The sequence below is a fragment of the Nocardioides sp. genome, assembly GCF_036405735.1.
GTDB lineage: Bacteria > Actinomycetota > Actinomycetes > Propionibacteriales > Nocardioidaceae > Nocardioides.
The window spans coordinates 1-10929 of record NZ_DASWXC010000031.1; the positions used below are offsets into that span (position 1 = coordinate 1).

13 protein-coding genes are annotated in these 10929 nt (G+C 72.9%); 11 read left to right on the plus strand and 2 right to left on the minus strand.

Going from position 1 to position 10929, the window contains the following annotated elements:
- The 4 genes from VGE38_RS04905 to VGE38_RS04920 form a co-directional block, all read left to right on the plus strand.
- Positions 1-139, plus strand: a 139-nt coding sequence (locus VGE38_RS04905) for a 50S ribosomal protein L19 (RefSeq protein WP_331141425.1), incomplete at its 5' end; no start/stop codon positions are given.
- A 38-nt stretch (positions 140-177) separates the two neighbouring features.
- Positions 178-1056 (plus strand): signal peptidase I, encoded by an 879-nt coding sequence (gene lepB / locus VGE38_RS04910; protein ID WP_331141414.1) that lies wholly within the window; start codon positions 178-180, stop codon positions 1054-1056.
- Positions 1053-1784, plus strand: coding sequence for a ribonuclease HII (gene rnhB / locus VGE38_RS04915; RefSeq protein WP_331141415.1), 732 nt, complete (start codon positions 1053-1055; stop codon positions 1782-1784). The genes lepB and rnhB overlap by 4 nt, the downstream gene beginning before the upstream one ends.
- A complete protein-coding gene (locus tag VGE38_RS04920) occupies positions 1781-2086 on the plus strand; it encodes a DUF2469 domain-containing protein (protein WP_331141416.1) in 306 nt (101 codons plus the stop codon). Before rnhB ends, VGE38_RS04920 begins: the two co-directional genes overlap by 4 nt.
- A 9-nt stretch (positions 2087-2095) precedes the next feature.
- Here the strand turns inward: VGE38_RS04920 and VGE38_RS04925 are convergent, their stop codons facing one another.
- Positions 2096-2680, minus strand: coding sequence for a TadE family protein (locus tag VGE38_RS04925; protein ID WP_331141417.1), 585 nt, complete (start codon positions 2678-2680; stop codon positions 2096-2098).
- A 274-nt stretch (positions 2681-2954) separates the two neighbouring features.
- Between VGE38_RS04925 and VGE38_RS04930 the strand changes: the two genes are divergently transcribed.
- The 6 genes from VGE38_RS04930 (at position 2955) to VGE38_RS04955 (ending at position 9596) form a co-directional block, all read left to right on the plus strand.
- Complete coding sequence (locus VGE38_RS04930; RefSeq protein ID WP_331141418.1) at positions 2955-3440, plus strand: TadE family protein; 486 nt, start codon at positions 2955-2957, stop codon at positions 3438-3440.
- Positions 3437-5323 carry a Tad domain-containing protein gene (locus VGE38_RS04935; RefSeq protein WP_331141419.1) on the plus strand — a complete coding sequence of 629 codons (1887 nt, stop codon included), beginning with the start codon at positions 3437-3439 and terminating at the stop codon, positions 5321-5323. Before VGE38_RS04930 ends, VGE38_RS04935 begins: the two co-directional genes overlap by 4 nt.
- 145 nt (positions 5324-5468) lie before the next feature.
- Positions 5469-5834: a YraN family protein gene (locus VGE38_RS04940; protein ID WP_331141420.1), complete on the plus strand. Its 366-nt coding sequence runs from the start codon at positions 5469-5471 to the stop codon at positions 5832-5834.
- Positions 5834-7456: a YifB family Mg chelatase-like AAA ATPase gene (locus VGE38_RS04945; RefSeq protein WP_331141421.1), complete on the plus strand. Its 1623-nt coding sequence runs from the start codon at positions 5834-5836 to the stop codon at positions 7454-7456. Before VGE38_RS04940 ends, VGE38_RS04945 begins: the two co-directional genes overlap by 1 nt.
- The gene (gene dprA / locus VGE38_RS04950; RefSeq protein ID WP_331141422.1) at positions 7453-8646 is read left to right on the plus strand and encodes a DNA-processing protein DprA; all 1194 of its coding nucleotides are present in this window, start codon (positions 7453-7455) and stop codon (positions 8644-8646) included. The genes VGE38_RS04945 and dprA overlap by 4 nt, the downstream gene beginning before the upstream one ends.
- Positions 8643-9596, plus strand: a complete 954-nt coding sequence (locus VGE38_RS04955) for a tyrosine recombinase XerC (RefSeq protein WP_331141423.1) — start codon at positions 8643-8645, stop codon at positions 9594-9596. Before dprA ends, VGE38_RS04955 begins: the two co-directional genes overlap by 4 nt.
- Before the next feature lie 185 nt (positions 9597-9781).
- On the opposite strand, the gene VGE38_RS04960 is transcribed toward VGE38_RS04955, so the two are convergent.
- Positions 9782-10393 (minus strand): M23 family metallopeptidase, encoded by a 612-nt coding sequence (locus VGE38_RS04960; RefSeq protein ID WP_331141424.1) that lies wholly within the window; start codon positions 10391-10393, stop codon positions 9782-9784.
- Between the two features lie 397 nt (positions 10394-10790).
- Between VGE38_RS04960 and VGE38_RS04965 the strand changes: the two genes are divergently transcribed.
- Positions 10791-10929: 30S ribosomal protein S2 (locus VGE38_RS04965; RefSeq protein WP_331141426.1), on the plus strand; the 139-nt coding region annotated here is incomplete at its 3' end.

A 10929-nucleotide genomic window follows, 5' to 3' on the forward strand; every position in this document is an offset into this window, starting at 1 on the left:
GCGCACCTTCCCGCTGCACTCCCCGATCTTCGAGCAGATCGAGGTCGTGACCCGCGGTGACGTCCGCCGCGCCAAGCTCTACTACCTGCGCAACCTGCGCGGCAAGAAGGCGAAGATCAAGGAGCGCCGCGAGGCCTGAGAGGCATCCGGGCGGCGCGAGCCGCCTAGACTCTGCGCGTGACTTCCGAGGACCGCGACTTCTCCACCGTCGACCAGACACCGGAGGGGTCGCGGTCCGCGGCATTTCCCGCCGCCGCGCCGGGCCGCCGGACCGGTCGCGCGGCGCGCCGAGCCGCTCGCAAGGAGCGCGGCGAGAGCCGCAAGAGTCTGCCGGTGTGGCAGGAGACGCTCCTGCTCCTCGTCGCCGCGGTCGGGCTCGCCGTGCTCGTCAAGGCGCTCTTCCTGCAGGCGTTCTACATCCCCTCGGAGTCGATGGAGCCGGGGCTGGAGATCGACGACCGGATCCTGGTCGAGAAGCCGTCGTACTGGTTCGGCGGCGAGCCGCAGCGCGGCGACGTGGTGGTCTTCGCCGACCCGGGCGGCTGGCTCGGGCCGGAGGAGGCGGGCGAGCCGACCAACCCGGTCACCGCGATGCTGGCCAGGATCGGCCTGTACCCGACCGGCGGCCACCTGGTGAAGCGCGTCATCGGCGTCGAGGGCGACGTCATCGAGTGCTGCGACGAGCAGGGCCGGATCCTGGTCAACGGCACGCCGCTGGAGGAGCGTGACTTCGCCCGGCCCAACGGACACGGCTGCGCCGACGGCGCGCAGGGAGCCTGCTTCGGCCCGATGCCCGGGACGGGGAGCTGGACCGCCGGTCCGGTGCCCGCCGGCAAGCTGTTCGTGATGGGTGACAACCGCGCCCACTCGGCCGACTCCTCCTTCCATCTGTGCACCGAGGCCGAGACCGAGTGCACGAGCGATCCGTACGTCGACGTGGACAGCGTGGTCGGCAAGGTGATGGCCGTGGTCTGGCCGGCCGGCAAGGCCGGCTTCGAGGACCGTCCCGACACGTTCGACGACGTGGCCCGGCCACGCGGAGGCGCAGGGCAGTGACCGCGGTCAAGCCCACGCTGCGCCACGAGCGGGCGCTGCTGCGCGACGGCGTCGTCCGCCTCGCGTGCGTCGACGAGGTCGGCCGCGGGGCCCTCTCCGGGCCCGTCACCATCGGCATGGTGGTCATCGACGCCGCCACGCGGACCGCGCCGCAGGGCGTGCGCGACAGCAAGCTGCTCACGCCCGAGGCCCGCGAGCGCCTCGCTCCCAGGATCCGGCGCTGGGCGCTGAGCCACGCGGTCGGACACGCCGGGCCGGCCGAGATCGACGAGTTCGGGATCATGACCGCTCTCCGGCTGGCCGGCCACCGGGCGCTGGCCCAGCTCGAGGTGATGCCGGACGCCGTGCTGCTCGACGGCAACCACGACTACCTCACCCCGCCCGAGCAGGGCGGGCTGTTCGGCTCGCCGCTCGACCTCCTCGACGCGGTGCCACCGGTCTCGACGATGATCAAGGCCGACATGCGGTGCGCCGCGGTGGCCGCGGCCAGCATCCTGGCCAAGACCGCCCGTGACGCGCTCATGCTCGAGCTCCACGCCGAGCACCCGGAGTACGGCTGGGCGGAGAACAAGGGCTACTCCGCCCCCGCGCACATCGAGGCGCTCGCGCTGCACGGTCCGACCGTGCAGCACCGGCGGTCCTGGAGCCTGCCGGGGTACGCGGTCGCCGCCGAGCAGCTCGGCATAGAGTCACACCAGCCCGCCGCCGTACCCGTGGAGACAGCATGAGCGCCGAGGATCTCGAGAAGTACGAGACCGAGATGGAGCTGACGCTCTATCGCGAGTACCGCGACGTCGTCGGCATCTTCAAGTACGTCGTCGAGACCGACCGGCGCTTCTACCTGTGCAACCAGGTCGACGTGAAGGCCCGCTCCGAGAGCGGTGACGTGTTCTTCGAGGTCTCGATGAGCGACTGCTGGGTCTGGGACATGTACCGCCCCGCCCGCTTCGCCAAGAGCGTGAAGGTGCTGACCTTCAAGGACGTCAACGTCGAGGAGCTCAACCCCTCGGACATCACGCCGCCCAAGTGAGGCGCGCGGTCAGCCGCGGTCCGGGCAGCGATGCGACGGCCCGATCGGGAAGACCGCGTGGTGGCTGATCGCGGTGCTGCCCGTGACGGCGTGCGTCAGGAAGCGGTGGTCGGCCTTGAGGTAGACCCCGAGTGAGCTCGCGGACCTCTCCGCGCACCGCGAGAGGTCGGTGCTCCAGTCGCCCCCGGCGAGCACGAACTCCTTCGCGGCCCGATCCCAGCGGTAGACGACGCAGTCGGTGCGGCACTCGGTGAACCGAGCCGCTCGGCCGGTGCCGAGGGGGTAGCCGGCCGCGTCGGCGCGGTAGATCCAGAGCTCCTCGACCGCGCCCTTGGGAAGCCTCGGCCCAGCGTGCTGGATGGCACGGACGGCGGCGGCCACGGCTGGCGCCGGGCCCTCGGCGGCGGCGCCCGCGTCGGCCTGGGTCGTGGTCGCCGTACGGCCGCCTTCGCGCGCCAAGGACGTCAGCGCGACGTTGTCCCTCGCGAGGGCTGCCAGCTCGGCGACGCCGAGGCCGATGACGACCAGCAGCGGTGCCACCGTCGCCGCCTGCAACGCGGCGCCGCCTGGTCCCGAGAACGCCCGCCTGCGCATCGCGTGGCTGCTCCCTTCTGCGGAGTCCCCCTCCGGCCGAAGGTACGGCGCGCAGAGCCGCGCAGGTGGTCCGCCACGACGCAGATGGCTCGTCCTGACGGGTACCGATGACCCGTTCGGGCCACCGGTACCTGGGCAGGCGGTGTCGCAGGTGGGACGAAGGTCCGCGAACAGGGGTCCCGACCGGGACCTTGGTCCTGTTCCTGCGGCGGGGAATATCCATATCTGTGACCCGTGTCGCAGAATGCGCTACGGGGGCGCGAAAGGGAGTGCCGTGAAGCGTGCATCTTGGGCTGGGACGCACCCGCTGCGCGAACGCGGAGCGGCGGCGGTCGAGTTCGCCCTCGTGATGCCGATCCTTCTCATGCTCGTCTTCGCCATCCTCCAGTACGGCCTGTACTTCTGGGCGGCGCAGGGCGGCTCCGACATCGCCCGCGATGCGGCTCGGCGGGCAGCAGTCGGACAGCCCCTGGAGTGCAGCACGGCGAGCGGAGAGGGGTTCGCGGACATCATCGAGGACCAGGTCGCCGCCATCGCGGGCACCTCCGACGTCGAGGTGACGCGCACCTACACCCCCGCTCCGACGTCGAACACGACCGACGGCCTGGTCGAGATCAATGACACCGTCAACGTCACCGTGTCGTTCAAGAGCATCGACCTGAGGATCCCGCTGGTGCCCCGGGTGAGGGACGGCCTCGTCACCGCGCGGGCGGAGGGTCGCGTGGAATACGTCCCCGAGCAGCCGGAGCCGTGCCCATGAGCGTGCTGCGTTCGTGGAAGGCCCGACTCGATCATGGCGAGCGCGGCGCCGTGGCCGTCATGGTCGCCTTCTTGAGCGTCGTCCTCTTCGCGGTCGGCGCGCTCGCGGTGGACATGGGCAATGCCTGGGCCCGACAGCGGGCGGTGCAGAAGCAGGTGGACGTCACCGTCATGGGTGCCGGCCACCTCTTGCCGGCGCGCGACGAGGACCATCACCGGCCGGCGGACATCGCGGATGCCGTGGCGGCGCGCCTGAACCAGCCCGAGAACGTCGCGATCGGCTCCGCTACGGTCACCGGGACGCAACTGCTGGATGGCGACACCACCAACGGCGAGGTGAGCTTCCTCGACGCGGAGGGCGGCACCTGCAGCCTCGCGGTCGCGCACACGGATCCGTGCGTCCGTCTCAAGGTGATCGCCCCGCCGGCCGACGTCGACTTCGGCATGGCCCGAATCATCGGAGTCGACGACGTGCCGGTGCAGGCGACGTCGGTAGCCGAGGTGCGCACCGGACTCCCCGACATGAGCAAGGCGTTGCCGTTCTGGCTGCCCAACGGATGTGGCTTCGGTCCGGCGATCGGCGACGCCGACGGCGGTCCGGCTCCGGCGTCGCCCACGACCTCGAGCGCCCCCGCCACCCCGACGACGGGCCCGCTCGAGGACCGGGGCTCCCACACGCTCGGCGGCCCGAACTTCAGCGTCGCGGTCGGCGGAACCTTGACCATCAGCGGCCTGACGATCACGATGACGCCGGAGGACTTTAACAAGAACGACCAGGCCTCTATCCGCTTCTACCGACCGCCGGACTACACGACCTACATCGACTTCGCGGCCACCGACGACAACAAGCTGACGAACCCGCTCAACGTGCCGTCGTTCTCCGTGACCTCGTCGGTGACAAGCACACCTGGCACCTGGCAGATCCGAGCCCTCATCGTCCCGCACGGCAAGGACGACCCGTCGATCTCCACGGATGCAAGCACCAGGACCCTGCAGGTCGGTCCGCCGCCCACCGCCAGCCCCACTCCCAGCCCGAGCGCGACGGCCACCGCGACGGCCACGGCCACGGCGACGGCCACGGCGACGGCGACGAGCGTCCCGGTGGGCTGTTACGCGCACGAGAGGGGTAACTTCGGCCAACTCGAGAGTCCCCGCGAGGGTGTCAACCCGATCCAGAACGCGCTCGCTTGGAACATCGCGCTGGGTCTGGACCACCCGATCGTCCCGTTCCCCGGGGCGACCGCCAACAGCTGTGGCAAGGAGAACCAGACGCCCATCGCGGGCGCCGTCTACGACCTGCCGAACCCGGCCAGTCCTCCGAACTGCATCACCGGCGACACCGGAAACGACGGACCGAAGATGTACGACGGTTTCATCGCCGGCCTGGGCGACGGCACGCCCGCGCGGCTCGACGCCACGGAGCCCGGACGCTCGACAAGCCCCAAGTGCACGGCACGCTCGAACATGTCGGTCGACGGCTACGTCATCAACAACGACGTCCTGTCGTGTTTCCTGCGGGGCGGTGCGACGCTCTCCGACATCGCGCAGCCGACGTCCGCGAGCAACACCCCGGACATGCAGCGGGCCCGGCTGGACCCGGCCGTCATGGACTCGCCGCGGTTCGTGTGGATGCCCGTCGTCTACGCGCACGACCGGGCCGAGAAGGACTTCCAGCCGGTCCGTGACTTCGTTGCGGCCTTCATCACCGACGAGACGCAGTTGGCGGGCGCGACGAGCGCCAACGGGCTCGAGGTCAGCGGCAACAAGATCTCCCAGTTGCGCGTCTACGTCTTCAACAAGGACGCTCTCCCGCCCGTCGAGAGTCAGGAGGACGTGGAGTACACCGACGCCATCGGTCAGCCTCTCGTCCGCATGGTCGGTTAGCAACCACCGGGCCGGTTTCCGTCCACAGCCGCCGCGGTCGTAGCCGCTCTCCACAGGGCGCGCGCGGGGCGTCGCCGTCGGTCGTCGCCGCCGTCGATGCTGGCGCCTTGAGAGCACCGAGAGCACCGAGCACGGAGGTCGGCAGATGGTGGCAACGGCAGCGCGCAGGGCGGCGTTGGGGGCGTATGGCGAGAGCGTGGCCGAGCGCCACCTGCGCCAACAGGGAATGGTCGTGCTCGACCGCAACTGGCGTTGCGCGGAAGGGGAGATCGACCTCGTGCTGCGCGAGCGCGACACCTTGGTCGTCTGCGAGGTCAAGACGCGCAGCACCGCCGTCGGAGGCAGCCCCCACGAGGCCATCACGCCGGCGAAGCTCGACCGGCTGCGTCGGCTCGCGCTCCGCTGGGCCGAGGCGGCCGGTGCGCGGCCCGAGGAGGTGCGCATCGACCTGGTCGCCGTGACGCGGCCCGCTCGCGGTGCGGCGCTGGTCGATCACGTCCGAGGCCTGTGATGGGGGTCGCCGCCGTCCAGACCGTCGCGTTGCAGGGGGCGGTGGGGCACCTGATCGACATCCAGGTCGACGTGTCGCACGGCATCGTCGCCACCACCATCGTCGGCCGGCCCGACACGGCGCTCAACGAGGCCCGTGACAGGTGCCGGATGGCCGTCAACAACTCGGGGCTGAGCCGTCCGGGCGATCGCGACGACGACCGGGTCGAGTGGCCGGCGACCCGGCGGGTGACGATCCTGCTCTCGCCGGCCGACCTGCCCAAGAGCGGCACCCACTTCGACCTCGGGATCGCCGTCGCCACCCTCGCCGCGACGGCGGTGCTCCCACCCGACCGGCTGCAGGACACCCTCTTCATCGGCGAGCTGACGCTGTCGGGAGGGCTGCGGGCGGTGCCGGGCGTCCTCCCGATGGTGATGGCCGCCGCAGGCCGGGGAATCAGGAGGGTTTTCGTGCCCGAGCCGCAGAGCCGTGAGGCCCGGATGGTCACGGGCGTCGAGGTGTTCGGGGTGCGGTCCCTCGCGCAGGTCGTCGCCCTCCTGCGTGAGGAGGAGGTCCCCGACGCGCCGCCCGTCGCGCCGATGTCGGGCAGCCGGCTGCTGGCGTGGCGCGGCCAGGGTCGGCTGGCCGAGCACGACCTCGCCGAGGTGCTCGGCATGCAGGAGGCCAAGTTCGCGCTCGAGGTCGCGGCCGCCGGCTGCCACCACCTGCTGCTCTCCGGGCCGCGCGGCTCGGGCAAGACCACGCTCGCGGAGAGGATCCCCGGCATCCTCCCCGACCTCACCCCCGAGGAGTCGCTGGAGCTGACCGCGATCCACTCCCTGGCCGGTGCGCTCGAGCCGACCGACGGACGACTGGTGCGGCCGCCCTTCTTCGCGCCGCACCACGACGCCAGTCGCGCCAGCCTGCTCGGCGGCGGCACCGGGCGGGTCCGCCCGGGCGAGATCAGCAGAGCCCACAACGGCGTCCTCTTCCTCGACGAGTTCCCGCTGTTCCACGCCGACGTGATCCAGGCGCTGCGCCAGCCGCTGGAGAGCGGGGAGATCACGATCGCCCGCGGCGAGGAGTCGGCGACGTTCCCGGCCCGCGGCATCGTGGTGGTGGCGGCCAACCCGTGTCCGTGCGGCGACTACGACGTGAGGGGGTTCGGCAACGGCTGTGTGTGCCCGGTCCCGGTCCGCAAGGCCTACCAGGCGCGGATGGGCGGCCCCATCGGCGACCGGATCGACATCACCCGTCACGTCCACCCGGTGGGGGAGACCGTCGGGGCGGACCCGTTCGAGGCGCGCCCGGAGCCGTCGGCCGCGGTGCGGGCCCGGGTCGCGCTCGCGCGGCAGCGCCAGCACGAGCGCTACGCCGACCGCTCCTGGCGGCTGAACGGCCAGGCGCCCGGGCCCACCCTCCGCGAGGAGTGGCCGCTGGAGCCCGCGGCCCAGAGCGAGCTGGACGCCGAGCTGCGCAAAGGCCGGCTGAGTGGCCGCGGCGCGACCCGGGTGCACCGGCTGGCGTGGACGGTCGCCGACCTGTGGGGCGTCGCGCGCCCCGGCCGCGACGAGCTCGCGGTCGCACTGCGGCTGCGCCGCGGTGAGCCCCTCCTCGACGCGACGTTGCGGAGGGCCGGATGATCGAGGGCCACGAACGACGGCGCGAACGCCTGGCCCGCGTCGCGCTCAACCGGATCGCCGAGCCGGGCGACCTGCGGATGGCGGCCGTGGTGGCCGAGCTGGGAGCGATCGACGCGCTCGCCTGGGCGAGCCGTCCCGGCCCGTCGGCCGAGTCCGACGACCCCAGCGCATCGACCGACGTCCGCGGCAGCGTCCGGGCCGACGTCGCGGAACGGCTGCGCCGGCTCGACCCCGCCGGGGAGCTGGCCGACGCCGAGCGACGCGGACTTCGGTTCGTCGTGCCGGGCGACGCGGAGTGGCCACTGTCGGTCGATGACCTCCAGCACGGCCCACGCCTGGTGGAGCGAGGCGGCGTGCCGATCGGGTTGTGGGTCCGCGGCCCCGTCCGGCTCGACGCCCTGGCCGAGTCGGTCGCTGTCGTGGGCGCGCGCACTGCCACCACCTACGGCACCGAGGTCGCGCGAGAGCTCGCGGCCGACGTCGCGCGCGGCGGCTGGGCCGTGGTGTCGGGCGCCGCCTTCGGCATCGACCAGGCAGCCCACCGCGGTGCGCTGGCGGCCTCGGGGGTCACGGTCGCCGTGCTGGCCTGCGGCGCCGACCGGGCCTACCCGGCCGCTCACGAGCCGCTGCTGGAGCATCTCGCCCGGCACGGCGCCGTCGTCTCCGAGGCCCCGCCCGGTGCCGCCCCGATGCGGGTCCGCTTCCTGGCCCGCAACCGGCTGATCGCCGCGCTCACGCGCGGCACCGTCGTCGTGGAGGCGGCCCCGCGCAGCGGAGCGCTCAACACCGCCAACTGGGCCGACGGGCTGAGCCGGGTGGTGATGGGCGTCCCCGGCCCGGTGACCGCCGTGACCTCGGCTGGCGTGCACGCCCTGCTCCGCCGGGGCGGGGCCGTCGTCACCAGCGGGGCGGAGGTGCTGGAGTCGGTCGGTGACGCCGGTACGCACCTCGCCGTCGAGCCGCGGGGCGCCGAGCAGCCGCGGGACGCGTTGACGCCGCGTCAGCGGCAGGTGCTGGACGGCGTCCCGGTCGCCCGGCCGGCTCCGACCACGGCCGTCGCCCGGACCGCGGGGGTGGGTGCCGCCGAGACCGAGCGGACGCTCGACGAGCTACTCGCCCGCGGCCTGGTCGACGCGGCCGACGGCGGTTGGCGGCTGGCGGAGCCCGCCCGGCCTACCCTGGGGGCGTGACCGAGCCGAACACCCCCGGAGAGGCAGCCGACGACACGCTGCCGGAGGGGTTCGCTCGACTGCTGGCCGACTACGAGCGTCACCTGCGCGCCGAGCGCGACCTCACACCGCACTCGGTGCGTGCCTACCTCGGCGACGTGGCCAGCCTGCTGGACCATGCCACGCGGCTCGGGATGGTCGACGTCGCCGGCCTCGACCTGCGCACGCTGCGCAGCTGGCTGGCCAAGCAGCAGACCATGGGCCGGTCCCGCACCACCATCGCTCGGCGCGCCACCGCCGCCCGCGTCTTCACGGCCTGGCTGGCCCGGACCGGTCGGACCACCACGGATGTCGGGAGTGCGCTCGGCTCGCCGCGCAGTCACCGCACTCTGCCACCCGTGCTGCGGGTCGACGAGGCCGACCACCTGATCCGGGCGGCCACCGCGCTGGCCGACGACGGCAGCGCGATCGGACAGCGCGACGTCGCGATGCTCGAGCTCCTCTACGCGACCGGTGTCCGCGTGGGCGAGCTGGTGGGGCTCGACGTCGACGACGTCGACCGGGACCGCAACGTCGTCCGCGTCCTCGGCAAGGGCCGCAAGGAGCGCACGGTGCCCTTCGGGGCCCCGGCCGCCGCCGCCCTCGACACCTGGCTGACACGGGGTCGCCCCCGGCTGGCGACCGACGCCGCGGGCGGTGCCCTCTTCCTGGGCGCCCGCGGTCGGCGCATCGACCCGCGGACGGTCCGAACCCTCGTGCATCGGCGCATCGCCGACGTCCCCGGTGCGCCCGACATCGGGCCGCACGGGCTGCGCCACACCGCCGCCACACATCTCCTCGAAGGAGGTGCCGACCTGCGCTCGGTCCAGGAACTGCTCGGTCACGCGTCCCTGGCGACCACGCAGCTGTACACCCACGTCAGCACCGACCGCCTGCGCCGCGCGTACCAGCAGGCCCATCCGCGGGCGTAGCAGGACCGTTGCTGCCAGCTGCCAGCTGCCAGCTGCCGTGCTGCGTGAGCTGAGTGCCCGATCCTCAGTGCGTGCGTGAAAGTGGCCGTTCCCAGCCGCTGTGGTGAGCGAGTTTCACGCACGACGTGGGTGAGCGGTCGGTGAACGACTGAGCTGCGGCTGGCGCACGGGCAGCGGATCCGGCCTCAGTCGCGGCCCGACATCTCCAGCAGCCGCACCAGCGGCCGCCAGCCGGCGTACGGGCTCGCGGGCCTGCTGGGCGGGCCGACCGGCTGCTCGCGCCACAGCGGCAGCAGTCGCACGGGAACCGCCCCGACGAGGCTCAGCGGGTCCAGATAGACGTCGTCAGCGTTGCGGATCAGGCCCCAGTGCAGGCAGGCGGCGGGGAAGCAGTGCGACCGCGTGGCGGTCAGCAGCCCGATCGCCGCGCCGGCCGTCACAGTGTCGCCCGTCCGGACCACGGCGCTCACCGGCTCGTACGTCGTCCGCGTGCTGCCGTGGTCGACGACGACGACGCCCCGGCCGGCCAGCAGGCCAGCGTAGGTCACCACGCCCGCCAGCGCGGCGACCACCCGTTGGCCGACGGTGCCCCGCAGGTCGACGCCCCGGTGACCCGGCCCCCAGGGCTCGTCGGGTGCGGCGAAGCCGCGGGCGACCTCGGGTCGCGGCGAGAGCGGCCACACGCCGGCCGGATCCGACGCCCCGGCGCTGGCCGGCACGAGAGCCAGGACGAGGCCGGCCAGCAGGACGACGACGATGGAGCCGGGGCGGCGGGTCGGGACGGCGGTGGCGCTCATGCCCCGAACCTGCCGGACCCGGACCGCCGGCGCACGGGCGGTGGTGTCGGCGGTGGACAGGCGTCGCCCGGGCTCGCGTTGTGGACGCGGGACGGCCCGTCGCGCGATTGGCGGGGGCCGACCACCGTCGACTACGCTGGCCGACGCAGCCCACCTGGGTTGACTTCGCACGTCCGCAGACCGCGACGGCTCCCTCTCCGGGGGCCGACCGCCCGTGGGCGCCGATCCTCAGTCCCGACACCACGGTGCCGGGTCGGATCGCGCGTGGACGTCAGGGCCCATCGGCACCCGCCGGTGAGCGCGGAACTGAAAACCGACCGGAGCCGGTGTCCGGCTCGTCCTCGAACGCAAGGACGGGCGTACGGAGGCCGCCTCCACCCACAGGAGAGAAACCATCATGGCAGTCGTGACCATGCGCCAGCTCCTCGAGAGCGGCGTCCACTTCGGACACCAGACCCGTCGCTGGAACCCGAAGATGAAGCGCTTCATCATGACCGAGCGCAACGGCATCTACATCATCGACCTGCAGCAGTCGC

Coding starts and splice junctions, on each gene's coding strand:
- VGE38_RS04925 (WP_331141417.1), bottom strand. CDS start 2,680: ATGCGCAGGCGGGCGTTCTCGGGACCAGGCGGCGCCGCGTTGCAGGCG.
- VGE38_RS04940 (WP_331141420.1), top strand. CDS start 5,469: ATGGTGGCAACGGCAGCGCGCAGGGCGGCGTTGGGGGCGTATGGCGAG.
- dprA (WP_331141422.1), top strand. CDS start 7,453: ATGATCGAGGGCCACGAACGACGGCGCGAACGCCTGGCCCGCGTCGCG.
- VGE38_RS04920 (WP_331141416.1), top strand. CDS start 1,781: ATGAGCGCCGAGGATCTCGAGAAGTACGAGACCGAGATGGAGCTGACG.
- VGE38_RS04945 (WP_331141421.1), top strand. CDS start 5,834: ATGGGGGTCGCCGCCGTCCAGACCGTCGCGTTGCAGGGGGCGGTGGGG.
- VGE38_RS04960 (WP_331141424.1), bottom strand. CDS start 10,393: ATGAGCGCCACCGCCGTCCCGACCCGCCGCCCCGGCTCCATCGTCGTC.
- VGE38_RS04935 (WP_331141419.1), top strand. CDS start 3,437: ATGAGCGTGCTGCGTTCGTGGAAGGCCCGACTCGATCATGGCGAGCGC.